The organism is Neobacillus camarae (genome assembly GCF_054950115.1).
Genome location: NZ_JBUCKX010000003.1, coordinates 526,170 through 550,642, shown reverse-complemented (window position 1 = coordinate 550,642; position 24,473 = coordinate 526,170). Strand labels below are relative to the sequence as shown.

Below are 24,473 nucleotides of genomic sequence, written 5' to 3'. Positions count from 1 at the left end.
AGGGGATGGAAAACTTGTCTCTTTTTTTTATTTTTCTGAGGAAAAAGAAAACGGTAATCACGATTGCCGAACGTAGAAAAGTGTCAAGAATGAAATTATTAAAAAGAATCCATACCATTTTTCTGCGGAAAAGTTTATAGTAAATTCAGGAATATGAAATAGGTGGTCATGTTGTTGCGGCTGAATAAAGAAAAGATTGTAAACTTAATCAAAGTCGTGTTTCCGTTGTGTTTGTTAATACTGGCAATGACTGAAATTAAAAAATTCATTAGCCATTTGAATATCGAGATGCTTAAAAATGAAGTGAATCAGCTTCACTTTTGGATGTTGATTATCATACTAATGATTACATTTGCAGCTGTTTTGCCTATGGTGTTTTATGATGTTCTTCTAGTCAGAATTCTTGGGAAGAAAGTGCCGAGAATCGAACTTTTGGAAAAGTCATTTATAGCTAATTCCTTTTCGAACCTAATCGGTTTCGGGGGATTAGCGGGAGCGATGTTGAGAGCTTACTTTTTGAATAAGCTTGAACAAGATAAACGCAGGCTTCTAGCCGTAATCGCGGCAGTATCGCTTTTTTATTTAACGGGAATCTCTGTTTTCGCATGGGTAGCAGCGATCGGATTTCCTCATTTCCCTTTGTATAGAGACAGTAAGTGGCTTTATTTTACCGTTATTGTTGTGTGTCTTTATTTACCCGTATTTTTGGCAATTCATTCCTATAAGACCCAAAAGGAACCTCAACCGCTAATTACGGTGAAAATGAGGACGGGCCTTATCATTGTTTCCATTATCGAGTGGGCTGCCGTATTCGGGGCTATCTACTTATTGTCCGGAATTTTAGAAATGGATATTTCAATGGCCCAGTTGTTCCCCATTTATGTTGCTGCAGCTTGCGCAGGAATCATTAGCATGATACCAGGAGGGCTGGGCTCTTTTGATTTAGTTTTTATCTGGGGGATGCAGGAACTGCACATTCCCCAGGAGCAAGTTTTGGTGTTGTTATTGTTGTATCGGATTGGATATTATTTTATACCATTTTTCATCAGCTTGGTATTCTTTGTAAAACTATATTGGCAAAAATGGAATCAATCTTGGAATGACCTTCCTAAAGCGATTGTTCAAGGAACAAGTCATATCCTATTAACTGTATTGGTTTTTTTATCAGGGCTGATTCTACTTCTTTCCGCAAGTCTTCCCGGCATTATCTCAAGGCTTAAAATCGCAGGAGAGCTTGTGGCTTTTCCGGTTATTAATGTGTCCCATCAGCTAACGGTAGCAGCCGGCTTTTTACTTCTAGGGCTATCACGCGGGATTGAATACAGGGTGAAGCGGAACTATGAAATTACCATAATTGCATTAATCCTTGCAGCGTTGTTCTCTATTTTTAAAGGGATAGATTATGAAGAGGCTATCTTTTTAATCACTGTTGCTTTGCTGCTTAGGGTGTCCAAAGGGCATTTTTATAGGGAAAGCTATTGTTTGACATGGGGGAAAACCATTTTTGACATTACGGTTATTCTAATTATTACCTTGATGTATTTGTTCATTGGCTATTTAAATTTACCGACTGCAAAAATGGAGATTCCAAGACCGCTTGCACCCTATATACTTGTGGATTCCCGTGATTTATTTGCCAGTGCGGTAATTGGGCTGATCATTGCGTCTGCCATTTTGTTAATGGGATACCTAATCAGTAAACCTGAAAAATGGAATTACATCAGGTCGGCGGGTCAAGAAAAAGACATCTATGCCCATATTCAAAAGTATTGCGGGACGGGGTTAACACACTTGATTTTTCTTCATGATAAATATATTTTTTGGAATGCGAAAAAAAATGTGTTAATCACTTATCAAAGATATGCTGACAAGTTCATCATCTTAGGCGATCCTATTGGGGAAAAAAGCGAGCTTTCCAATGCAATCGAGGAATTTCAAGAATTAGCTGATTTACATGGCTTTACTCTTGTGTTTTACGAAGTGGGCGAGGGAATGCTGCCTTTTCTTCATAATCATGGTTTTGCTTTTTTTAAGTTGGGGGAAGAAGCACTTGTCGATTTAGAGTTGTTTTCACTTGAAAACGATAACATGAAAATTTTTGGTGAATTAAAGGACCATTATACCCAAAATCACTATTCATTGGAAATGGTGGAACCGCCATTTTCTAATGCATTATTAAGTGAATTGCGGACCATATCGACGGAATGGCTTCAAGGCAGGAAAGAGAAGGGATTTTCAATGGGCTACTTTGATGAGGAGTATTTAAGTAAAGCTCCTGTGGCCGTTATAAGGGATCAAGACAAGCAAATGCTGGGATTCATGAGCATGGCCTACATATATGATAGGAATCATACGTTATCCGTTGATTTAATACGATTCAGGCCCGAACTTCCGGCTGAAATCATCGATTATTCCTTTTTGGCTGTGATGGAGTGGGCCGAAAATAAGGGATACCGCCGGTTTAATATGGGTATGGCCCCATTGGCAAATGTTGGGCTTTCCAAGTTTGCTTTTTTAAGTGAAAAAATTGCCGCGCAAATATTTTTGCATGGACATTTTATCTACCAATTCCGGGGGTTAAGAAAATTCAAGGAAAGATATACCGATATATGGGAACCAAAGTATCTGGCATACCGGAAAAAATCTTCGCTGCCGATTATTATGGCACAAATTACCCTATTGATATCGCGGGGCAGACCGTAGGATAATAAAATAGGTATAGACCATCATCAAATAATATCTAATTAAACATGTAATATAGGATACATCAAAATGAGTTAGGGTGTTTTATTTGAAAAAATTTCTTGTTTTTTTGATTATTATATATTTAATATCTACAAGTCCGATCAGTGTTTTTGCGGAAACTTCACAAGAACAAGAATTACCGCTTAAAAGTGAGACGGCTGTCCTGTTGGATACACAAACCAATGCAATCCTTTATTCCAAAAATGCCGACCAGCGGATGTACCCGGCCAGCCTGACCAAAATAGCTACCGCTATTTATGCGATTGATAAGGGTGATTTAAACAGCATGGTTACAGTCAGTGCAAATGCTGTAAGACAGGATGGAACGAGGGTCTATTTAGATGAAGGCGAACAGGTACCGCTAAAGAAACTGATCCAAGGAATGTTAATCAATTCCGGGAATGACGCAGCCGTCGCCATTGCCGAACATATTGATGGGAGTGTAGAAAAGTTCTCGGAAAATATCAATTCATATCTGCAAACGGTTATTGGTGTGAAAAACACACACTTTGCAAATCCTAATGGTTTATTTGATGAAAATCATTATACTACCGCAATGGATTTAGCTTTAATCACCAATTACGCCATGAAAAATCCGGTTTTTGCGGAAATTTTCGGGACAAAAGATCTCATGTGGCAAGGACAATCTTGGCAGGTTCACCTATTCTCTCACCACAAGATGGTAAAAGGTGAATTGCCTTACCCGGGAATAACCGGTGGAAAAACAGGTTATGTGACTGAGTCAAAACAAACCTTGGCCACCACGGATGATAACGGAAAACTGAAAATGACAGCCGTGGTATTAAAATCAGATTTACCAAACGACAAATACAACGATACGGCTATGCTGTTTGATTACGGGACCGCTCATTATCAACATTCTGCCCTTAAGCAGGGAGATATTTTTACTGTGGGCCAGAAAGAGTATTACCCTGACCGTGATACGATGATAACCGAGGATGTAAATGGTTGTGTTAAAAAAGTTGATGATAATGGGCTGCTTTCTATAGAGAATAACAATGGGCAGGTCCTGCAAAAGGTTCAGTTAACCTACAAGGAGCCAAAAGTCATACGGAAAGAAACGGAGAAAAAACATAGCAAGCAGGAATCCGGTATTCCAATCGTCTACAGTGCAGGAGGATTCGGGCTAATTTTAATAGCAGTTATTGGGGTTCTTTTTGGTGCAGGCAAGAAAGTCACCCGAAACTTATAAACGTCGAGCCATGAAAAATACTTTTTCATGGCTTTTTTTATGGTTTGAAGGCAAAAAAATAAAAAAGACTAAAGTGGCACCTTTAGTCTTAAAAAAGTAAAATTATGAAAGTCTGCTTTGTACTGCTTGACATACCTCGTCAGCTGACATTCCGTTTGCCTCAATGACAGGAGCTTTGGTTACGGTATCCTGGATGCCCATTACGTTAGAATCAAGACCTGTAACCACACAACAATCACAGTTAGTAGCATCTGACTCTTGTTTTAATTCCACTACATCGTACCCTTTATTCCTAAGAGCTTCTGTAATGTTTGTAAGAGATTGTTCTACTCCAACTCTAGCCATATCAAACACCTCCTCCTATGGATTAGAATGCCACGGGTTTTCAAAAATATTCCGCATAATCAAGGATAATGATTCTAAAACTATGGAAGGGAGGTGTGCATATTGGGCAAACGGAAAAAGGACCCATCAAAAATGGTGCTTGGTTCACCAGAAGTGGAAGGCCAAGGAACCACTACAACTGAAACAGGTTCGAGAATGGAACCATCATCCAGAAAAAAACAAAAAAGACCTTAAAAATAGAAAAGGGCACCAACAACTGGTGCCCTAAAAATTATTTGTACATATCAGCTGCAAGCTTTTGAATCTCATTGTTTTCAAGATATTCATCATAGCTCATTTGCTTGTCGATTAAGCCATTTGGCGTTAATTCGAAAATTCGGTTGGCAATCGTTTGAATAAACTGATGGTCATGGGAAGCGAACAGCATCGAACCTTTAAAATTGATTAGGCCGTTGTTAAGGGCGGTAATCGACTCCAAATCCAAATGGTTCGTTGGCTCGTCCAGCAGCAACACATTTGCTCCACCTAGCATCATTTTGGATAGCATGCAGCGGACTTTTTCACCACCGGATAAGACAGACGCTTTCTTTAATACCTCTTCGCCTGAGAACAACATCCTGCCCAGGAATCCACGCAGAAAACTCTCACTATCATCTTTTGGCGAGAATTGGCGAAGCCAATCCACTAAGTTTAACTCGGAGTTTTCAAAGAACTCGGAGTTATCTTTAGGAAAGTATGCTTGAGTGGTTGTAATACCCCATTTAAAAGTACCGCTGTCAGCTTCGATTTCACCCATGAGAATTTTAAACAAAGTTGTTTTTGCTATCTCATTGGTGCCTACTAGGGCAATTTTATCTCCCTTATTCATAATGAAACTAATATTGTCTAAGATTTTGACACCGTCAATCGTTTTGGTCAATCCTTCAACGCGTAATAAATCATTGCCAATTTCACGATCCGGTGTGAAACCAACATAGGGATAACGCCTTGAGGACGGACGGATATCATCAAGTGTAATTTTGTCAAGCAGCTTTTTACGGGAAGTTGCCTGTTTGGATTTTGACGCGTTGGCGCTAAAACGGGCAATAAAGCTTTGCAATTCCTTGATTTTTTCTTCTTTCTTTTTATTGGCGTCCTGAGTCATTCTTAAGGCCAGCTGGCTGGACTCATACCAGAAGTCATAGTTGCCGACATAAACTTGGATCTTACCAAAGTCCAAATCGGCAATATGCGTACACACTTTATTTAAGAAGTGCCGGTCATGGGAAACTACAATAACGGTGTTCTCAAAATTTATTAAGAATTCTTCCAGCCATTGTATCGCTTTGATATCCAAGTGGTTGGTCGGCTCATCCAATAGTAAAACGTCAGGTTTGCCGAATAAAGCTTGTGCGAGCAAGACCTTAACCTTTTCAGAACCGGAGAGCTCAGCCATTTTCTTGTCATGCAAATCTTCACCAATTCCCAGTCCTTTTAAAAGAATGGCGGCCTCTGACTCAGCTTCCCAACCATTTAATTCTGCAAATTCCCCCTCAAGTTCAGCAGCACGCATGCCATCCTCATCAGAAAAATTCTCTTTCATATAAATGGCATCTTTTTCTATCATGACTTCATAGAGCCTTGAGTGTCCCATGATCACAGTCTGCAGGACAGGATGTTCTTCGTATTCAAAATGGTTTTGCTTTAACACGGCCATGCGTTCATTCGGACCTAGCTGAACGTTACCTGTCTGTGGCTCAATATCTCCGGAAAGGATTTTCAGGAAAGTCGATTTTCCTGCACCGTTTGCGCCAATCAATCCATAGCAGTTGCCGGGTGTGAATTTTATATTGACATCTTCAAAGAGTTTTCGATCTCCATATCTTAAACTTACATTACTTACAGTTATCATAATAAGTTGCATCCTCCAAAAAACATATTGCTACATATTATACCATTTATTTGGGGAAAGAGCGAACTTTCGGGAGTGGAAAGATATGCAAGACAGTACTTTATGTAATGTGGAGGAAAATTTTATAAAAAAATTTTCAAGATTTCACACTTTATTCATAAATTTGTTGTAGAATTGATTTAAGAAGTAAAAGAAGGTGAGAAAGATGGCAAAAAAACAGCTTTCTGAACTCGTAAATAAATTAAAAAAGGCTGGCATAAAAGCAAGTTTAACTAAACCTAAATCCCATTACGATTTATCATTGCTGCAGCTTAAAACTCCTTCATCCGTTAATTAAATAGGATAATTGGAACAAAAACGGTTAATCATTGGGATTAACCGTTTTTTTATCGTGTTAGCTATTTAATTACGTCCATAATTTTATCAAAAGCTTGCTGCTTATCAAAATCTTTTCCCATTGGAAATTTCGAGACAAATTTGTTGTTTCCATCAACCAAATAGGCAAAGGTTGTGTGGATAAACTGGCCGTTCCCTGGATCTTTATATTGAAATTGTAAGGGTTCAGTTATTTTCCGAAGTGTCTTCTGATCGGTATCTATATCGATGTTTTCGCCGGTTAAAAACAGCCAATTGCCATTATTTTTAATTTCAAACCCGTTCATATACTTGGTTAATTGCTCCGGCCTGTCGCGATAGGGATCAATTGTGACAGTAATAAACTCGATATCCTTATCAAAAACGCCGTTCTTTTCTAACTCTTGTTTTAATTCGGCCATCTTTTGGGTGGTCATCGGACACACATCAGGACAATGGGTGTAGATGAATTCTACCAGCTTTAACTTGGTTTTATCTTCACCAAAAGTATATTTGTTGCCGTTCTGGTCAATTAAACTTACGTCCCCTGGAATAGCAGCATGGGCATCACGGATTAAAAAATATGAAATTCCAGCAGTCATCCCTATAAATATTGCCAGACTGCAGATCAGATAGATTTTTTTCATTAGATTCCCCCCTATCCTAAAGATAAAGAAGTTTATATAAAAAAGGTATGGATATATTGTGAACAAAATCAAACTTGCATCATAATTAGGATTGACAAATGCTTCCATAAGAAATATGCTAAACCTGTAAGCTCTTACTTGAATATGAAATATAGGGAGTATGTTTTATGTTAGGTGTCGTTCTTAACTAATCCAACAATTGGATAATTTCATTTCAATCCGGCCCCCTTTTTAATAAAAGGGATATTGGGCCTTATTTCATTATGGATTGAAATGTAGTTAAGAACAATGGGCAAAACATAAGCATACATCCATTCATGTAGCTGTGTACACTCGTGTAGACAGTTTTTACTTTTTTGGCTCTGTTAAACGATAATGTTGATTTTTTACCTCTGTTGATTGGAGCGGAAATCTACAGCCAGATTTAAAAGAGCCATTTTCAAGTAAGAGTATGCTAATTTAAAGTTTTAGTAATTTGCCGCATTGACCATGTCATTGCGGCTATTTTATTTTTCAGGAGGAAACCAAATTGAACGATCATAGTTTTGAAACATTGGAATTTAACCAAATAAAGAAGTGCGTTGCACAGTACGCGTTAACAGTAGAAGCAAAGAAGAGAATTGAGCTCTTGGCTCCGTCTATGGTTAAGAAACAAATTGAAGCTTGGCTTGAAGAAGTATCTGAAGCCGTGAGAATCTTAAACAAAAGTGCCAGTGTTCCTGTCCATGGACTAGACGGCATGGAGCAGCTACTGTCAAATTTAAATAAAGGCACGGCTTTAAGACCAGACCAATTCATCAAGCTTTATGAATTACTAGACTGCTGCGGAAAAATGAAACGATATATGAAGGATAAACAATTTGACGCACCCAGGGTTTCCTTCTATATTGACTCTATTGAAGAATTGCCGGAGCTTGCAAATGAAATTATCCGCTGTATCCGCAACGGAAGGGTAGACGATTATGCCAGCAAGGAATTATTAAAGATTAGAAAGCAAATTGCGATTCAGGAAGAGCGTTTAAAGGAAAAAATTAATCAAATGCTTCGTTCCAATAAGTATAAATCCTTTTTGCAGGAGAGTGTTGTCGCTCAAAGAAATGGCCGATATGTGTTGCCGATTAAAAAGGAATACCGAACCAAAGTAAAAGGGAACGTATTGGATACCTCGGCATCAGGCGCGACCCTTTTCATCGAGCCTGAAGAAATTGCTGTCTATCAAGATCAATTGGATTGGCTTTCCTTTGAAGAAGAAGCGGAAATCCAAAAGGTGCTTCAGTTTTTGACAGGGCTTGTGGAGGAGAAGGAGCAGGAACTACGGATTGCGGTGGAAACGATGATTCATTATGATTTCCTGTTTGCAAAGGCCAAGTATTCCCGAACAATCAATGGCCACAAGCCTGCCGTTAATGAGTATGGCATCCTGGAGTTAATCGAAGCGAAGCATCCGCTGTTGGGGGAAAAAGCGGTACCGTTGACGCTAAAACTTAATGCGGAACAATCCGCTCTCGTTATTACAGGTCCCAATACAGGTGGAAAGACTGTGACGATTAAAACAGTCGGATTACTAACTATAATGGTCCAATGCGGGCTCCATATTCCTGCGGCCGCTGAAAGTAACATTAGTATTTACCAGCGTATACTGGTGGATATCGGGGATGGTCAAAGCATTACCGAAAATTTAAGCACCTTTAGTTCACGGATTGTAAATATTATCGAAATATTAAAAGAAACAAACGACCGGACCCTGGCATTACTGGATGAACTCGGGTCCGGAACTGACCCTGGGGAGGGGATGGGGCTTGCAACCGCCATATTGGAAACATTACATGACAAAGGCGCGACCATTTTGGCCACAACCCACTATAGTGAAATTAAAGAATTTGCAGAGAATCAGCCAGGGTTTATTAACGGGTCGATGGAGTTTGATTTAAACACCCTTAGTCCCACTTACCGGTTGAATATTGGCAGGGGTGGAGACAGCCAGGCGTTTGCGATTGCCTTAAAATTGGGAATTCACCCGAAAATAATCGAAAGGGCTCATTTCATCACCTATAAAGAGGCCAAAATATATAATGGCCAAACTGAACCTTGGAATCAAAGGGAGCTTGACAAACAAATTATTGTCAACAAGCACAAAAAACAAACGCCAGTAGAAAAACAACAGGACAATGTACCTGTCTTTTGCCAAGGAGATAATGTGATCATTTCCCCCAATAATGAATTTGGCATCATTTACAATGGGCCTGACCGTCAAGGGAATTATATTGTTCAAGTAAAAGGAGAAAAGGTGAAGTTCAATCATAAAAGGCTTAAATTGTATATTGCTGCAGCCGAACTGTACCCGGCAGATTATGATTTCGACATCATCTTTCAATCAAAAGAATATCGAAAGAAAAGTAAAATTCTTTGCAAAAGACATGATGATACCATTATCATTGATGTGTATGATTAACCCAACTTAAACGAATGTAAACAAAGGATGACATGATAGGTGTCATCCCTTATTTCGGGACTGTAAATATTTTTGAGCGATCTGTTGTTTTACCTGATTGTAGCTCAATCCCGATTGGCTATTAAGTCTTCTGACTTCTTCAATATCCGTTCCGACAATTGTTAATCTTTTCTGCTTGGAAGACATGTGTTGTAAAACCTCCACATAAATTAATAAAATGATTCACAATGAAATAACAAGTTTTTGGACATACTATGGATAAAAGGAGGCGGTTCCAATTTTTTTTGGTAAACGGGCTAAAGAGGAAGAAATGGAAACAGTCTTGGTAGATACTGAAATTTATTCCTGTATGGATGAAAACTGCATTGGCTGGATGAGAAAGGATTTTGCAGCAGACGACTTGCTTTGTCCAATGTGCGGCACAGAAATGTTATTAGAAGTAAGAGAGTTACCGAAAATTTAATAATAGGAAGCAAAAGACTGTCTTTATCGGACAGTCTTTTTATTCAGTCTCAAAATCAAAGATATTATCATCAAAGGCCTTTTGAGCAGCCTCAAACGTTGGAAACAACGCATCATCATCTTCAATCACATGAAATGTTTCGTTTAAAAATAGTGCCAAGGCGTTTGGGTTTTTTGGGTGTTGCACAATTTCAGCAGGTTCCACATTCGCCACAGAAGGGACATGTGGATTGCGGTAAATGACATATACTTCATCACCTGGTTTTGCATCACTTAAATTAATAAAATCCATCTAGAACCTTCCTTTATAAATTTTCATTTTGCTGGCCAATTTCATCCCCAGCAAGAAGTGTGTTGGCCTCTTCTAAAAATTCATGCTCATCCACTGAATCACCAGGAACATTTTTTAGATTTGGAAAAACAGCACCGTTATTAATCGTGAATAAATTCTCTTTTGGTGCGGTTGTGAGATAATCCTTCTTTTTTGCCACCCAATACCATCCCCTTTATATAACATCATTTACAAACGGAATGGTGTTTATGACTGGCGATTTCTCTCGGTTTAGGTAAATTCTTTAAAAATAGGCTCTGGTAAACGATAATGTTGTTTTTAACTTTGTTGATTGGAGCCTGGTGTGGAAATCAACAGCCAAATGTAAAAGAGCTTAAAAATAAAAAACCCTCCATATGGAGAGTTTTTTGGTTACTCGGCTTTCTTTGCCAAACAGCGTTCGCATTCCATCATGTAGGACTCAGCTTGTTCTTCCATTTCCTGACCGCATTCAGAACATTCTTTTTTTGGCATGTTACGAAAAAATTCAACAGGACTCATTAACATATTAAACCCTCCCTTTAATAATACAGAAAATGTAAAATCAGATTGATCTAGTACAACAGAAGTAAAAAAAATAATGACTTATTCTGCCTTTTTAGATAAGCAATGGTCACATTCCATTAAATAAGATTCAGCTTGTTCTTCCATAATTTGCCCACATTCACAGCACTGCTTTTTAGGCAACTGGCGGAAAAATTCAACCGGACTGTTTAACATTGATACCTCTCCTTTACTAATACAGGTTTATAAAACACTTCTTGTTATAGTACAGTATAAACAATAAAAGAATAAATGTGTAGTCCTTTTTTGAAAAAATATAAATTTTTTCAAAATTAAGACTTTTGTCCCTTTTTTAAGCATATGTCTTCAAAGAAAATATGAAAGCTATGAAAATCGGGTAGGCTAACAAAAATGCACTTTCTTCTTTATTTAATACTTCCATAACAGCAGGGTTTACATTAAAATCATAGTAGAAACTTAAAGAGATAGGGGAGATGCTGGTTAATGAATGGTCTTATCGGGGATTTTTATCCTTACTTTTTTATTATAGCTATAGGCCTAACCTTTATGGCTTCATATACTGCATTGGATATGTATACGATTATTCGGTCGGCAGATAAAAATAAAAGCTGGTTGTTCCTTGGCGGGACGATTGCAATGGGAATAGGAATTTGGGTTACTAATTTTTTCGGCTTGTTAACTTCTGAGGATAATTTGTTAGCCAATTACAATATCCCTCTGACAATGTTATCCATATTGATTGGGATAGCCTTTACCGCAATGGCCTTTTTCCCTTTTTACGGAAAACAGATAGGGATTATCCACTTGATTTCAGGCAGTTTGTTCTTGACGGTGGCTGTACTGGCTATCCACATTGTAAATATCTATTCGATGGGGTTGAATGTTAAGTATCATATATTCCTGTTTGTTTTTTCGTGTTTATTGATTTTTGGTGCCCTTTTCTTATCACTATGGATGTTATTTTCAGCAAAAAGCTTTACAAAGGAACATGCTGTTTGGTTAAAGCCTGTCAGTGCCATCATTATGACACTAGCCTTTGCTGAGGGCCACGTTCTTTTAAAAAAGGCTTCCATCATTTCAGCGGTTGGCGATTTTGCGAAAATCAGCTCTTCCAATATCTTTATCATTTACCTGGTGCTGTTTGTTTCTGTATTAATCATGGGCGGACTCATTGTATCGAGCACTCTCATCAGTAAACAGTTAGCCGCGAGTGATACGAACCTAAAGGATATTAAAGCGGCACTCGATGCTTCCACGATTGTGGCGATTACTGATGCATTCGGGACAATCGTTTATGTAAATGATAAATTTGAAGAAATTTCGCAATACAGGCAAGAGGAAATTGTTGGCCAGAATCACCGAGTTCTTAATTCAGGATACCATTCCAAAGAGTTTTTCCAAGATATGTGGATGACCATTCAATCCGGAAAAGTTTGGCGGGGAGAGATTCGGAACAGAGCAAAAGATGGTTCATTATATTGGGTAGATACTACCATCGTTCCTTTTCTTAATAAAAAAGGGAGACCATTTCAATATATTGCGATACGCTCTGATATTACTAAACGGAAAGAGGCTGAACAAAGCCTTTTAGAATCAACAAAAGAAGTCAGGGACATAACATTTGCCCTAAACCAGTCCTCCATTGTGGCGATTACGGATGAAAAGGGAACGATTATGGTCGTCAACGATAAATTCTGTGAGATCTCCCAATATACCCGTGATGAATTGATTGGAAATGACCACCGTATTTTAAATTCGGGTTATCATTCGAAGGAATTCTTTAGAGATTTATGGAGGACAATTGGGAGAGGAAATGTTTGGCATGGCGAAATTTGCAACCGTGCAAAGAATGGTTCGCTTTATTGGGTGGATACCACAATTGTTCCGTTTTTAAATGACAATGGAAAGCCCTATCAGTATGTTGCAATCCGGACGGATATAACTGATAGAAAACAAGCGGAGGAAAATCTGAAAGAAACCATTAAAGAAGTAACCGATATAAAATTTGCTCTTGACCAATCGGCAATAGTTGCCTTTACGGATGCTCAAGGGAAAATTACCAGTGTCAATGATAAGTTCTGCGAAATTTCAAAATACACCCGTGAAGAGATTATTGGCAGAGACCATAGTATGTTAAATTCCGGTTACCACTCCAAAGAATTCTTCAAAAACATGTGGCGGACGATTGGCCAAGGTAACGTATGGAAAGGAGAAATTCGGAATAAAGCAAAGGATGGCAGTTATTATTGGGTGGATACGACCATTGTTCCCTTTTTAAACGAACAAGATAAGCCGTATCAATACTTGGCGATTCGTAATGATATTACCGAAAGAAAACGTCAGGAAGAGGTCCTGCACCGGCAAGACAAACTAGCTGCAGTCGGACAGCTGGCAGCAGGGGTGGCCCATGAAATCCGCAATCCATTGACATCCATGAAGGGGTATGCAGAATTTTTACAGCTCGATGAAAAAGACCCCGAGCGGCTGGAGTTCTTAAATATCATTTTGGATGAGATCGACAGGGTCAATAATATCGTTGAAGACTTTATGGTATTGGCAAAACCAAAAGCAGTAGAATTGGAAGAAAAGAATGTCGTACCTGTGATAAAAAATGTTGTGTCATTGCTGGAGTTTGAAGCCCGAAAGAAAAATGTCCGGTTGCACCTTGATTGCAATCAGGAAATTATCCAAATAGAATGCGATGAAAACCGGTTAAAGCAAGTATTCCTAAATTTTATTAAAAATGGGATTGAAGCAATGCCAAACGGGGGCGACCTCCATGTCAAAACGACTATTCATGATCAGAATGTGCATATTTCCATCCAAGATACGGGAGTCGGAATTCCTCCAGATAAATTGAAGAAACTCGGTGAACCGTTTTTTACAACAAAAAAAAATGGCAATGGCTTGGGATTAATGATGAGCTTTAAGATTATTGAAAGCCATAATGGAAAAGTGTTTGTAGAAAGTGAACCAAATAAAGGGACCACTTTCAATATATTATTGCCGGCAAAGACGGCCTGATGACGGGAGGAATTCCCGTTATTTTTTTTGAAGGAATTAAGAAAATTGGTGTACCAAACCCTTTAATACTGTAATTTTTGCTAACAGAGGAAAGATTAGGTGCCATCGAAATGTTATTGTAATATAATTGAATCGGTTGTAAACCAATTATCATTCTCCTGTTCTTTGTATCTTTATTTTTCATGTTATGATGAACGTAACAGTTAGCTTTAAAGAACATGGGAGGTATGAAAATGCTTTATAAATTCAAAACATTTATCGCTGCATCAATACTCTCAGTATCCGTTGGCGCTAATGTTCAAGCAGCAGTTTTAACTGTCGGAACTGGTGGAATCGGCCTAACCGGCGTTTTTTCACAGGAGTCAGAACAATCTGCTGTAAAGGATTTCGAAAAGTGGAATGCATTATCATCAGGAAGTGACTCTGCCAATTTGCTTGCTGCAATTGGACAGGTTAATCAGACCGCAACCGCAATAAGTGGCAGTCATTCATTTTGGGTTAAAACAAGTAAACTTAAATCAGCCGCTCCGGTTATCACAACCGACGATTTAGCGGATAACAATGTGAGGCAAAGTGGCATTCCTCAGCCTGCAACTGTGCCAAGTAACCAGATGGCAACCGCAAAACCAGAAACAGGACAGGTAAAAGTCCCTGAGAATGTTTCAGAAAACGCGACTGTACAAGGGTCTGAGGAAAATCAGCAAACATCCGAACAACCTGAAAATGTTGAAAATAATACAAGTTCAAACGCAGCGGTATCGGCGGAAACAGAAGAGCCAAAATTGGACAAACCTGTTCCTGTTGACAATAAAATAGAAGAAGGCACATCTTCCAATCCGGCTGAAAATGCTACACCAGCCACCAAAGAATTAACGGTAACGGCCACAGCATATACTGCATCATGTGAAGGATGTTCCGGGATAACGAAAACAGGTGTGGACATTAAATCGAATCCGGAAAAAAAGGTAATTGCTGTCGACCCTGAAGTTATCCCTCTTGGATCCAAAGTGTATGTGGAAGGATATGGGGAAGCGATTGCCGCGGATACTGGAGGCGCCATCAAAGGCCATCGCATTGACGTGTTTATTCCGACAGAACAAGGCGCCCTTAATTGGGGAAGAAAAGAAGTGAAACTGCAAATTATAAATTAAAGAAAGCTGCGTTTACAATGGTACCTGCAGGTAGGACACTTGAAAAAAAGAGTGTTCACCTGCAGGTATTTTTTATATACTTGAATTTCAGAATTAAGGGACTAGGGGACAACATGAGTAAAATAACTTTTTCAATTACAGAGATAAATACACTTAAAAAGAATCCAAATGTACACCGTGTCAGTGAGCGGTCTATTACCTATACAGACGATTTTAAGAATAGATTTATAGATGAATATTTGGCCGGCAAACTCCCTCGTCAGATTTTTGCGGAGAACGGCTTCAACGTTGATATGATTGGAATAAAACGAATTGAACAATCAGCCCACAGGTGGAAAAAGGCTTATGATAAGAATGGTTTGATTGGGCTTACAGATTCGAGGAAAACGGCTTCCGGCAGGCCCTTAAAGCGTGAGCTCACACCCTCCGAAGTGATTGAAAGGCAAAAAGCCAGAATCGAGCTGCTGGAAGGACAGGTGGAGCTGTTAAAAAAGTACGAAACGACAGAAAGGAGGCTGCTAAACGCAAGCGAAAATCTAAACCCGAATAAAGCATATCACTTAATCCAAGAGACTATTGACCAACATGAATTCAAGGGGATGACCAGGTATTTCTGTGATCTCCTAGGGGTCTCACGTTCCGGTTTTTACAGCTACTTAAAGGCTTCCTCTGCCAGGGAAGCAAGGGAAAAATTGGACCTCGAAGCGAAAGAAATCATCCTAAAGGCCTTTAATCGGCGGGGATATAAGAAAGGCTCACGGTCCATTAAAATGATTTTGGAGAATGAGTTTGATATTAACTTCAGCCGTAAAAAGATACGGAGGATTATGAAGAAATATGGAATTGTTTGTCCTCACCGAAAACCCAATCCTTATAAAAAAATCGCAAAAGCAACAAAAGAACATCAAGTTGTCCCAAACAAATTAAGCAGGGAATTCAAACAAGGAATCCCTGGAAAAGTGTTACTTACGGATATCACTTATCTTCCATATAACGGGAATTGTATGGCTTATTTGTCGACCGTAAAAGACGCCTCCACCAATGAAATCCTAGCTTACCATGTGTCTGATCGCATCACACTGGACATCGCCACCCAGACAATCCATAAATTGATGAATAACAAGAAAATTACAATCCATGAAGAGGCCTTTATCCACTCGGATCAAGGAAGTCACTATACAAGCCCAAGATACCAGAAGCTATTAAAGGAATATGGCTTGGGCCAATCCATGTCACGAAGAGGCAACTGTTGGGATAATGCCCCTCAAGAATCCTTCTTCGGCCACCTGAAGGATGATGTGGATTATAAATCTGCAAGAACATTAAAGGAACTGAAGTCAAAAATAAATCATTACATGGTTTACTATAACAATTATCGCTATCAATGGAATTTAGAAAAAATGACCCCTATTCAATATAGGGATCATCTTTTAGCTGCTTAATCTCTTTTTTTATAGTGTCCTTGACAAGGGTGCCAGTTTAGTTTGCAGCTTTCTTTTTCATTAAAATCTGGGCAAGTCATTTTCCTCGATAAACATTCCTACATAATTCTTTGTTTCTCCGGAATCATCTTTTATGGCTGTGATCGTCAGCCACTCCTTGTAAATCTGATCATTTTTCTTCTTATTCCAGATATATCCTGACCAGTTACCGTTTGTTAGCAGGCTATTCCACATGTTTTGATAAAAGTTCAAGTCATGTTCCCCGGATTGAAGGACACTTGGTGTTTTACCAACTACTTCTTCCAAGGTATAGCCGGTAATTCTTGTAAAGGCTGGATTGACCCGCTGAATAATCCCGTCTACATCCGTGATACACATGCCCTCCACAGTATGATCGACTATTTTAGCGGATATAGCCAATTTATCTTGAAAATAGAGCCAAACTACGATCACCAAACTGGCTAATGAAAATTCCGATAATGACATAAACCCGATTGCATAATGTCCGGTATAATTAAACAGGATCGTTAAAATAATCGGAGGAAAGAACCCGCCAATTCCTCCGATAGCGGAGACAGTACCATTTACAATGCCAGCTTGCCTAGAGAAATAAAAAGGAACTAGTTTGAAAACAGCTCCGTTTCCTATCCCAGCAAATATAGCTACTAATAAGCACCCAAACGAATATATGGGCAAGGATGGAGTAAAAGAGAGCAAGAATCCCGCAAAAGTCAAACTAAAAAATACTGCCATCAGAATTAAAAAAGGATTAAACTTGTCTGCCAGCAATCCCCCAACAGGTCTGAGTAAAGTAGTAATCATAATAAATCCAGCAGTTCTTAATCCTGCATCTACACTGGATAATTCGAAATGGTTAACCAGGAAGGAAGGCAGATAGATTGTAAAAGCCATGAATGACCCAAAGGTTATAAAATAAAACAAACTTAGCATCCACAACTTGGGCTTTTTATATACTTGATTGAACTGTTCCTTTATGGGGAGCATAACTTTAGGTTCTTTGCGGTCCCCCAAGCAAAAGTTAATCAAGGCGAAAATAAGAACAATAATAAAATAAACCTTAAAGGTCGTCCTCCATCCAAACTCATCGGCAAGAAGCGGAGCCAAAATGCAAGTCACTGCAGTGCCGATATTTCCTGCCCCGTATACTCCATTAATCATTCCATGCTTCGATTTTGGATAGTATTTAGGTAGTGACGTCACCCCAATAGAGAATACAGCCCCTCCGATTCCAAGAATTAGTCCCCCGACTATTAACACCATAAATGAATGGGCGTTAATGATGATGAAAATAGGCAATAATAAAAGGAGAAAACTGATCGTAAACAAGACTCTTGCACCAAAACGGTTTGTCCAATATCCAATTGGTAATCTAAGCAATGAACCAAGGATAATCGGGACTGCGGTAGCCCACGAAACTTGTGTGGAAGATAATGGGATTTCTGAATTAATAAAGGGCATTAACGATGAAATCATCACCCAAACCATAAATCCCGCAACCAGACTCCCGGTTTGAATGGTAAGTTGTATAAATCCCTTGTTCAAAAAGATTCCTCCTAATCCCATTTGTAATATAATTACCAAATAAGAAGGGCTAATAAAATATCACTACCCTCCAACCCGAGTATAATATAGTTTGTTTTGCCTATCAGTGAGGAATGGCACAATAACACCATGGTTACTTATAAAAACTTGTCTCTGTAAAACGATAATGTTGATTTCTTAACTCTGCTGATTGGAGCGGATAAGATCGACTCCTGTTTAAGTACGGGACAGGGACACTCCGCAGTCACTTCCAGCGCGAGGAGACTCCCCGGCATGCCTCCGGGTTTGCTGAGCCTCTAGAGCAGAAATCAACAGCCCGATTTAACAGAGACACCCATGCAAAAAAAAAATTTTTGCACTATGGGGGATGAAAATAAGCCAACTTGTCCATAATGTTTATTCATTATTTTAAACTCGCTTATTTTCAGGGTAGCCAAAAACTTAAAGATTGCATGCATGCTTTTTTAAAACATCCCGATTCATTATGAATAGGAATTGGATTTTGGAAAAGTGACGGTAAAGACTGTCCCGACATTCACCTTGCTGTTAACATTTATTTTTCATCGCATTCTTTTGATAATATCATAAGAAATTAATAGACCCAGTCCTGTGCAACGGGTTTTTGTGGAATAGTATGGCTGGCCTAATTGTCTTAATTGGGCTTCTGAAAGGCCGACTCCCTCATCATTTATTTTAACAAATTGGTTTTGATGATCCGAGCTGGCCGTTACCATCAATTTACCTCCGTTTGGCATGGCTTCAATCCCATTCTTCATTAAATTAATCACAAGTTGTTTAAATTCATGATGATAGCCGTTAATATATAATTCATCAGGAATCTCGTCCAAAATTTGAACACCGGAAATCGTGCCATACGGTTTCATAAATTCGATGATCTCATTTAATAATAACGATATATTAATGGGTTGATATTCATTCTTATTGGGAGGAGCTAATGAGAGGAAATCATGGAAAACAAACCGGGTAATGGTAATGGCTAAATAACAAAGAAAGGCAACTGCCAATTTTTTCGACATGGATGTGTGGGCGTACCATTTTCCTAAGATCCATAACAGAGTCCAAATGACTGTATAATTAATCAGCATTAGAAATCCATGAGTGCCCGATATGAATTCTTCTATTATAAGTAAAGTGAGGATTGCGAATGGCCCTACCATTGGTCCGCCATATAGAAAGAAATGAAATAAATACTGGGATGAATTTCAAATCAAATTCGGTACCGTTTCCTATATAAACGGAGTAAAACATGGTCAAATATAAAGAAATGAAAATAACAATCCCAAAGATAAACAGAAAGTTCCTTTCCTTTTTTGTCTAGACAGTAAGATGTAAGAGAGAGGGATGAACATCATAATAAAAAAGTGAAGGATCAAATCTTAATAAAATCAGCCACTTCCATGTAACCTCCCAAATTTGGGCATATCAGCAACAGCCAAGTTCAATGTATGATATTTTCTTTATGGGGACTTATAAATTGTGAAATTTATTTGATAACGTTAAAATTATACCAAAAACAGAAAAATATGGTGGTGAATTTCACAGATGAATTTCGAAATAAAAATGAAAGCATAAGGGAGAGATTTACAGTGAATTTTCAATCAACAAATTCAATGGAAGAACGTTTTGTCATGATGGAGGAACTATCCAATCGGTTCCTAGCAAGAGCGCATAAAGTGGATATGGAAGGTCGATTCCCCTATGAAAATATCCAGGAACTGAAGGATACTGGTTACACCTCTTTAACCGTATCCAGGGAATATGGCGGGAAACAAATATCATTATATGAATTAGTCCGCCTTCAGGAACTGATTGCAATGGGCGACGGGTCAACTTCGCTTGCGATTGGCTGGCATATGGGGATTATCATGAACCAGCATGAAAAACTAAGCTGGAAGGAGCCAATTTTTAAAAATTTGTGTGAAAGGGTCAAATTGGGGGCATTGATTAACAGTGCCGCAACAGAACCAAGAACAGGAAGCCCGACTCGGGGAGGGAGGCCAGAAACTACTGCGCAAAATTCTAATGGGGAATGGATTATTAATGGAAGAAAGACCTTCACCACCATGTCCCCGGTTTTGGACTACTTTATAGTCAGTGCTAGCATGGAGGAAACGGGTGAGACAGCAAATTTCCTTATCCCAAGAGAGTCTGCGGGTGTAACAATTGAGGAAACATGGGATAGTATAGCCCTAAGGGGTACAGGGAGTCATGACCTGGTCTTGGAGAATGTGAGAATTCCCGGCGAAAATCTTGTGGAAAAGATTAATCCAGGAAAAAAATCCGCACAAGGATGGCTTCTTCATATTCCTGCCTGTTATCTGGGGATTGCTAAAGCAGCCAGAAAGTACGCGCTCACGTTTGCCAATGAGTACGCACCTAACAGCATTCAGGGAACGATTATTAACTTGCCGGGTGTCCGTCAAAAAATTGGCGAAATCGAGTTAAAAATTATGCAAGCTGAGTATTTTTTATACGGTGCGGCCAAACAATGGGATATTGCAAATCAGCAAGAAAAAGAGAATATGGGACCTGCCCTTGGTGCCGCAAAATTAACAGTCACTAATTTGGCTGTGTCTGTTGTTGACTTAGCCATGAGATTGGTAGGCGCCAAAAGCCTTTCCATGAAAAATCCGTTGCAGCGCTACTATCGTGATGTAAGAGCGGGGCTTCACAATCCGCCGATGGATGATATGACGATTCAACTGCTGGCCAATCACAGCATCAAAAACTATTTAAAATAGTATGGACAAGCATGAGTAAAAGTCTGCCCCGATGGATACCTTATCTGAAAAAGGAGTGAAGGATATGCCAAGAGGGAAAGAACTTGAACAGCTTCCAATGGCTAATACCCTACCCGGAGCCGGGAGAGATAAGAGTCAATTCCGTCGGGAAAGAATAGCGGGAATAGTGAGTAATGCCGAGCCGCAGCCAGGGGAAATAACGAAAGAAATAAAGACTTGAAATAAGGCAGGAACCCGGTTCCTGCCTTATTTTTAATCTTCAACAAGTTCATTAATTTCCACGACAGTCCGTTCTTCAAGGGGCCCGCGCAAATGGACGGTGGCAGTTCTGCCATCCTCGTTTAATTGGTCAATCCATACCGAAGTACCGTTGTATTTTACCTCAATATCCGCAGAAGATGATAAAATTTGCTTTACACGTCTCTGATCCACAATACCCACTCCTTGTTTTTTGTTTTATTGCACAAGTGAACGTTACAAAGGGTCAATTCGGATTCCATTTATGGTTCCGGGTTCATCAATTGTTTGTAAATCCTGCAGATAGCTTCGAAGCTCTTCCTGCAGTTCTTTAGGAGCACCAGGTTGTAAATGCCAATTTCCCGGTTCATCTACAAAATAGGGGCTTTTAGTAAATTCTGGCCTGACCCTTGGCAATTGCATCTCCTCTTTTCACTAATCTTCATACAGAAATAGGATTTACCGCCCCGTCGTAATTAATGCAAATTTGAGACTAAAATCGTATTGCACAAATCGCCGTTCACGTATATGATATGTAGAATAATCCAACGTATAAAGAAATGTAAAAATAAACCGGTCTCTAAGAGGAAAATATTTAAAGAAAAAATAGTTGAAACTAATTAGCAAAATCATCGTCTTATATTATTGAGATTGCTGGTAGTCATGTCCGGCTAAACAGTTGCATAAACATAAACGGATGAAAAACACCGAAAAAAGGTCCAAGCTGTTTTGGTAAACTAGGCAATGGATTGCGTTATCGTTGGGGAATAATGGCTAAACTATTACCATTTTGGGTTTTCCTTTTTTATTAAAATGTGCTATAGTAGTTGAGGTTCGTTTACCGATGCAAATCTGGTAAGTGAGAGGAGAATTAAATTATGGAACATAAAAGCTTTCTAAAAAAATAACTAAAAATAATCTTGCATTTTTTGCTATCGCAGTAGTGTTATTCTGGATTAAAACTTATGCTGCTTATCAAATTGAATTTAATTTGGGAATAGATAACAATCTGCAGGAATTCTTACTGGCGATTAATCCGTTAAGTTCCGCGTTGTTTTTCTTCGGTATTGCCTTGTTGTTTAAAAAGCGGACTAAACTTGTTATCATTGTAACAAACTTTATTTTGTCATTTTTATTATATGCCAACATTGCCTATTATCGGTTTTTTAGTGATTTTATAACGATTCCGGTTATCATGCAAACTAAAACAAATGCCGGGCAGCTTGGGGACAGCGCACTATCATTGATGTCGCCGTTAGACGTATTGTATTTTTCGGACTTTATCATCTTGATTGTTCTTGCTGTAACTGTGTTTAAACATACTATGGAAACAAATAGAAAGTCATATAAAATTGTTCTATTGTTTTCAATTACCTCATTTTTATTTAACTTAGGGCTTGCCGAAAAGGATCGCCCGCAACTGTTGACACGTTCTTTTGACCGCAACTATTTGGTCAAATACTTAGGCGCTTATAATTTTACGATTTACGATGCCATCCAAAATATCCGTTCATCAAGTCAGCGTGCCTTGGCTGATTCCAGTGATGTGACAGAGGTTGAGAACTATCGCAAAGCGAATTACTCTGCCCCAAATCCGGATTACTTCGGTAAAGCAAAAGGCATGAACGTAATTTATATTTCTTTGGAATCGTTCCAGTCGTTTATGATTGATTATAAAATGCCTGACGGCCAGGAAGCAACTCCTTTTCTTAATTCGTTAACCCGTGACCAAAACACTTTTTATTTCCCTAATTTTTTCCACCAAACCGGGCAAGGGAAAACATCGGATGCCGAGTTTTTAATGGAGAATTCGCTCTATCCGATGAGTCAGGGTGCCGTGTTTGTCAATAAAGCACAAAATACGTATCAGGCCATGCCTGCCATTTTAAAAGGGCAAGGATACAGTTCAGCGGTATTTCACGGGAACTACAAAACATTCTGGAACCGGAATGTCATTTATAAAGCATTTGGCTATGACCAGTTCTTTGACGCAGAATATTACAACATGACAGAAGAAGATACAAAAAATTATGGTCTGAAGGATAAACCGTTCTTTACTGAGTCTATGCCGCTTTTGACTAGCTTAAAGCAGCCATTCTATACGAAGTTTATTACATTATCCAACCATTTCCCATTCGAGATGGATCCAGAGGATACTGATTTTCCTGCCGGTAATACAGATGACCAAGTGGTTAACCAGTACTTCCAATCTGCCCACTATATGGACCAAGCGCTGGAGCAATTCTTTAACGATCTAAAAGCCGCAGGTTTATATGACAATACCATGGTTGTCATGTATGGTGACCATTACGGAATTTCAGAGAACCATAATGATGCCATGTCGAAAGTTTTGGGTGTGGATGAAATTACACCAGTTACCAACGCCAATCTGCAACGTGTTCCGTTATTTATCCATGTTCCAGGAGTAACTGGAGGCATTCAACAAGAATACGGCGGTGAAGTCGATGTTAGGCCGACTGTGCTCCATTTATTAGGAATAGATACAAAGGATTACTTGGAGTTCGGTTCTGACTTGTTATCTCCACAGCATCGTAACTGGGCCCTATTTAGAAATGGTGATTTTATGTCACCTGATGTGATTCAAGTTAAGGGTAAATGCTATTCCAATGCAACCGGGGAATTAGTTGATAACACAGATGCCTGCAAAGATATACAAGACAAAGTAACTACAGAACTTCAAATGTCAGATGAAATTGTATATAAAGACCTGTTGCGGTTCTATCAGCCAACCGGGTTTACACCGATTAATCCTGATGATTATGAATATTTAGGGCCTAAAGGAAACAAAACAACAGCTAAAACAACAGAAAGTAATTAACGGAGAGAAGATTAATTTCTTCTCTTTTTCTTATCCTAAAGAATAAGCACAAATTTTATTTTGAAATATCATCTTTAACTACCCTTTTCAGATAAGATGATTAGCTTTTCTTTATTTTTAAAAATTAGGAATAACTACCCCCATATAATCATAACGACCTAACGAATATTTTGGTACAAAACAAATTATTACTCGGGAGGTTAGATATATGGGAACAGTTTTCATTGATATCGACAAATTACTCGAGGCTACATCAAATCTGCCGTCTGAGAAAAGCAATTATAAAATTAAACAGGTTGAAATTGATAAATTATTAGAATCGACAAAAGACTGGTAAGTTTTGAAGTTAGTTCCTCCAAATGTGAAAATATATCTTGGTACGGCCCTCTACAAACTGGAGGGCTTTTTTTTATGGTTTAAGAAAACCAGAGGGATTATGCCGCTTTAAAGCAAAAAATTAAATTTATGTATTTCTATTGCTTTTAACCTA

25 protein-coding genes are annotated in these 24,473 nt (G+C 38.8%); 13 read left to right on the top strand and 12 right to left on the bottom strand.

All coding sequences use genetic code 11. The features are described from left to right. Positions 1–168 precede the first annotated feature (168 nt). On the top strand, positions 169–2,703 hold the full coding sequence (gene mprF / locus ACY8D0_RS17920; protein ID WP_462411867.1) for a bifunctional lysylphosphatidylglycerol flippase/synthetase MprF: 2,535 nt from the start codon (positions 169–171) through the stop codon (positions 2,701–2,703). A gap of 79 nt (positions 2,704–2,782) precedes the next feature. Then, complete coding sequence (locus ACY8D0_RS17915) at positions 2,783–3,958, top strand: D-alanyl-D-alanine carboxypeptidase family protein (RefSeq protein WP_462411866.1); 1,176 nt, start codon at positions 2,783–2,785, stop codon at positions 3,956–3,958. A gap of 102 nt (positions 3,959–4,060) precedes the next feature. Here ACY8D0_RS17915 and ACY8D0_RS17910 read toward each other — a convergent pair whose 3' ends face one another. Then, on the bottom strand, positions 4,061–4,303 hold the full coding sequence (locus tag ACY8D0_RS17910) for a YkuS family protein (protein WP_462411865.1): 243 nt from the start codon (positions 4,301–4,303) through the stop codon (positions 4,061–4,063). 102 nt (positions 4,304–4,405) lie between these two features. Between ACY8D0_RS17910 and ACY8D0_RS17905 the strand changes: the two genes are divergently transcribed. Then, entirely contained in the window at positions 4,406–4,537 is a 132-nt protein-coding gene (locus ACY8D0_RS17905; RefSeq protein ID WP_462411864.1) for a YuzL family protein, read from the top strand. Between the two features lie 37 nt (positions 4,538–4,574). Here ACY8D0_RS17905 and ACY8D0_RS17900 read toward each other — a convergent pair whose 3' ends face one another. Continuing rightward, complete coding sequence (locus ACY8D0_RS17900) at positions 4,575–6,194, bottom strand: ABC-F family ATP-binding cassette domain-containing protein (RefSeq protein ID WP_462411863.1); 1,620 nt, start codon at positions 6,192–6,194, stop codon at positions 4,575–4,577. A gap of 205 nt (positions 6,195–6,399) precedes the next feature. Between ACY8D0_RS17900 and ACY8D0_RS17895 the strand changes: the two genes are divergently transcribed. Continuing rightward, complete coding sequence (locus tag ACY8D0_RS17895; RefSeq protein WP_462411862.1) at positions 6,400–6,531, top strand: hypothetical protein; 132 nt, start codon at positions 6,400–6,402, stop codon at positions 6,529–6,531. A gap of 61 nt (positions 6,532–6,592) precedes the next feature. On the opposite strand, the gene ACY8D0_RS17890 is transcribed toward ACY8D0_RS17895, so the two are convergent. Beyond that, positions 6,593–7,195: an SCO family protein gene (locus ACY8D0_RS17890; protein WP_462411861.1), complete on the bottom strand. Its 603-nt coding sequence runs from the start codon at positions 7,193–7,195 to the stop codon at positions 6,593–6,595. A gap of 529 nt (positions 7,196–7,724) precedes the next feature. On the opposite strand from ACY8D0_RS17890, the gene ACY8D0_RS17885 reads away from it, so the two are divergent. Beyond that, entirely contained in the window at positions 7,725–9,647 is a 1,923-nt protein-coding gene (locus tag ACY8D0_RS17885; protein WP_462411860.1) for an endonuclease MutS2, read from the top strand. A gap of 42 nt (positions 9,648–9,689) precedes the next feature. Here the strand turns inward: ACY8D0_RS17885 and ACY8D0_RS17880 are convergent, their stop codons facing one another. Continuing rightward, positions 9,690–9,833 carry a hypothetical protein gene (locus ACY8D0_RS17880; protein ID WP_462411859.1) on the bottom strand — a complete coding sequence of 48 codons (144 nt, stop codon included), beginning with the start codon at positions 9,831–9,833 and terminating at the stop codon, positions 9,690–9,692. Between the two features lie 91 nt (positions 9,834–9,924). On the opposite strand from ACY8D0_RS17880, the gene ACY8D0_RS17875 reads away from it, so the two are divergent. Further along, on the top strand, positions 9,925–10,110 hold the full coding sequence (locus tag ACY8D0_RS17875) for a cold-inducible protein YdjO-related protein (RefSeq protein WP_462412493.1): 186 nt from the start codon (positions 9,925–9,927) through the stop codon (positions 10,108–10,110). A 39-nt stretch (positions 10,111–10,149) separates the two neighbouring features. Here ACY8D0_RS17875 and ACY8D0_RS17870 read toward each other — a convergent pair whose 3' ends face one another. The 4 genes from ACY8D0_RS17870 to yhfH (ACY8D0_RS17855) form a co-directional block, all read right to left on the bottom strand. Then, complete coding sequence (locus tag ACY8D0_RS17870) at positions 10,150–10,401, bottom strand: transcriptional regulator SplA domain-containing protein (protein ID WP_462411858.1); 252 nt, start codon at positions 10,399–10,401, stop codon at positions 10,150–10,152. Between the two features lie 13 nt (positions 10,402–10,414). Further along, a complete protein-coding gene (locus tag ACY8D0_RS17865; protein WP_462411857.1) occupies positions 10,415–10,600 on the bottom strand; it encodes a hypothetical protein in 186 nt (61 codons plus the stop codon). A 212-nt stretch (positions 10,601–10,812) separates the two neighbouring features. Continuing rightward, complete coding sequence (gene yhfH / locus ACY8D0_RS17860) at positions 10,813–10,947, bottom strand: protein YhfH (protein ID WP_462411856.1); 135 nt, start codon at positions 10,945–10,947, stop codon at positions 10,813–10,815. Between the two features lie 78 nt (positions 10,948–11,025). Further along, complete coding sequence (gene yhfH, locus ACY8D0_RS17855; RefSeq protein WP_462411855.1) at positions 11,026–11,160, bottom strand: protein YhfH; 135 nt, start codon at positions 11,158–11,160, stop codon at positions 11,026–11,028. Between the two features lie 288 nt (positions 11,161–11,448). Here yhfH (ACY8D0_RS17855) and ACY8D0_RS17850 point away from each other — a divergent pair, with 288 nt between their 5' ends. From ACY8D0_RS17850 to ACY8D0_RS17840, 3 genes are all read left to right on the top strand, one after another. Further along, positions 11,449–13,989: a PAS domain S-box protein gene (locus ACY8D0_RS17850; RefSeq protein WP_462411854.1), complete on the top strand. Its 2,541-nt coding sequence runs from the start codon at positions 11,449–11,451 to the stop codon at positions 13,987–13,989. A gap of 233 nt (positions 13,990–14,222) precedes the next feature. Continuing rightward, positions 14,223–15,140: a 3D domain-containing protein gene (locus ACY8D0_RS17845; protein WP_462411853.1), complete on the top strand. Its 918-nt coding sequence runs from the start codon at positions 14,223–14,225 to the stop codon at positions 15,138–15,140. Between the two features lie 113 nt (positions 15,141–15,253). Next, the gene (locus ACY8D0_RS17840; protein ID WP_462410066.1) at positions 15,254–16,582 is read left to right on the top strand and encodes an IS3 family transposase; all 1,329 of its coding nucleotides are present in this window, start codon (positions 15,254–15,256) and stop codon (positions 16,580–16,582) included. Between the two features lie 60 nt (positions 16,583–16,642). Here ACY8D0_RS17840 and ACY8D0_RS17835 read toward each other — a convergent pair whose 3' ends face one another. Together ACY8D0_RS17835 and ACY8D0_RS17830 are read right to left on the bottom strand one after the other, a co-directional pair. Continuing rightward, positions 16,643–18,088: an MFS transporter gene (locus ACY8D0_RS17835; RefSeq protein ID WP_462412492.1), complete on the bottom strand. Its 1,446-nt coding sequence runs from the start codon at positions 18,086–18,088 to the stop codon at positions 16,643–16,645. A 617-nt stretch (positions 18,089–18,705) separates the two neighbouring features. Continuing rightward, positions 18,706–19,251: an ATP-binding protein gene (locus ACY8D0_RS17830; RefSeq protein WP_462411852.1), complete on the bottom strand. Its 546-nt coding sequence runs from the start codon at positions 19,249–19,251 to the stop codon at positions 18,706–18,708. 501 nt (positions 19,252–19,752) lie between these two features. On the opposite strand from ACY8D0_RS17830, the gene ACY8D0_RS17825 reads away from it, so the two are divergent. Further along, positions 19,753–20,907 carry an acyl-CoA dehydrogenase family protein gene (locus ACY8D0_RS17825; RefSeq protein ID WP_462411851.1) on the top strand — a complete coding sequence of 385 codons (1,155 nt, stop codon included), beginning with the start codon at positions 19,753–19,755 and terminating at the stop codon, positions 20,905–20,907. 64 nt (positions 20,908–20,971) lie between these two features. Further along, positions 20,972–21,127, top strand: a complete 156-nt coding sequence (locus ACY8D0_RS17820; protein ID WP_462411850.1) for a hypothetical protein — start codon at positions 20,972–20,974, stop codon at positions 21,125–21,127. A gap of 32 nt (positions 21,128–21,159) precedes the next feature. On the opposite strand, the gene ACY8D0_RS17815 is transcribed toward ACY8D0_RS17820, so the two are convergent. After that, on the bottom strand, positions 21,160–21,339 hold the full coding sequence (locus ACY8D0_RS17815) for a small, acid-soluble spore protein, H family (RefSeq protein WP_462411849.1): 180 nt from the start codon (positions 21,337–21,339) through the stop codon (positions 21,160–21,162). Between the two features lie 42 nt (positions 21,340–21,381). Further along, positions 21,382–21,561 (bottom strand): hypothetical protein, encoded by a 180-nt coding sequence (locus ACY8D0_RS17810; protein WP_462411848.1) that lies wholly within the window; start codon positions 21,559–21,561, stop codon positions 21,382–21,384. A gap of 487 nt (positions 21,562–22,048) precedes the next feature. On the opposite strand from ACY8D0_RS17810, the gene ACY8D0_RS17805 reads away from it, so the two are divergent. Then, positions 22,049–23,983, top strand: a complete 1,935-nt coding sequence (locus ACY8D0_RS17805) for a lipoteichoic acid synthase (RefSeq protein ID WP_462412491.1) — start codon at positions 22,049–22,051, stop codon at positions 23,981–23,983. Positions 23,984–24,191: 208 nt separating this feature from the next. Continuing rightward, the gene (locus ACY8D0_RS17800) at positions 24,192–24,320 is read left to right on the top strand and encodes a hypothetical protein (RefSeq protein ID WP_462411847.1); all 129 of its coding nucleotides are present in this window, start codon (positions 24,192–24,194) and stop codon (positions 24,318–24,320) included. Positions 24,321–24,473: the final 153 nt, after the last annotated feature.

Coding starts and splice junctions, on each gene's coding strand:
- yhfH (WP_462411856.1), bottom strand. CDS start 10,947: ATGTTAATGAGTCCTGTTGAATTTTTTCGTAACATGCCAAAAAAAGAA.
- ACY8D0_RS17830 (WP_462411852.1), bottom strand. CDS start 19,251: ATGCTGATTAATTATACAGTCATTTGGACTCTGTTATGGATCTTAGGA.
- ACY8D0_RS17840 (WP_462410066.1), top strand. CDS start 15,254: ATGAGTAAAATAACTTTTTCAATTACAGAGATAAATACACTTAAAAAG.
- ACY8D0_RS17910 (WP_462411865.1), bottom strand. CDS start 4,303: ATGGCTAGAGTTGGAGTAGAACAATCTCTTACAAACATTACAGAAGCT.
- ACY8D0_RS17880 (WP_462411859.1), bottom strand. CDS start 9,833: ATGTCTTCCAAGCAGAAAAGATTAACAATTGTCGGAACGGATATTGAA.
- mprF (WP_462411867.1), top strand. CDS start 169: ATGTTGTTGCGGCTGAATAAAGAAAAGATTGTAAACTTAATCAAAGTC.
- ACY8D0_RS17820 (WP_462411850.1), top strand. CDS start 20,972: ATGCCAAGAGGGAAAGAACTTGAACAGCTTCCAATGGCTAATACCCTA.
- ACY8D0_RS17900 (WP_462411863.1), bottom strand. CDS start 6,194: ATGATAACTGTAAGTAATGTAAGTTTAAGATATGGAGATCGAAAACTC.
- ACY8D0_RS17835 (WP_462412492.1), bottom strand. CDS start 18,088: ATGGTTTGGGTGATGATTTCATCGTTAATGCCCTTTATTAATTCAGAA.
- ACY8D0_RS17870 (WP_462411858.1), bottom strand. CDS start 10,401: ATGGATTTTATTAATTTAAGTGATGCAAAACCAGGTGATGAAGTATAT.
- ACY8D0_RS17895 (WP_462411862.1), top strand. CDS start 6,400: ATGGCAAAAAAACAGCTTTCTGAACTCGTAAATAAATTAAAAAAGGCT.
- ACY8D0_RS17845 (WP_462411853.1), top strand. CDS start 14,223: ATGCTTTATAAATTCAAAACATTTATCGCTGCATCAATACTCTCAGTA.
- ACY8D0_RS17800 (WP_462411847.1), top strand. CDS start 24,192: ATGGGAACAGTTTTCATTGATATCGACAAATTACTCGAGGCTACATCA.
- yhfH (WP_462411855.1), bottom strand. CDS start 11,160: ATGTTAAACAGTCCGGTTGAATTTTTCCGCCAGTTGCCTAAAAAGCAG.
- ACY8D0_RS17890 (WP_462411861.1), bottom strand. CDS start 7,195: ATGAAAAAAATCTATCTGATCTGCAGTCTGGCAATATTTATAGGGATG.
- ACY8D0_RS17850 (WP_462411854.1), top strand. CDS start 11,449: ATGAATGGTCTTATCGGGGATTTTTATCCTTACTTTTTTATTATAGCT.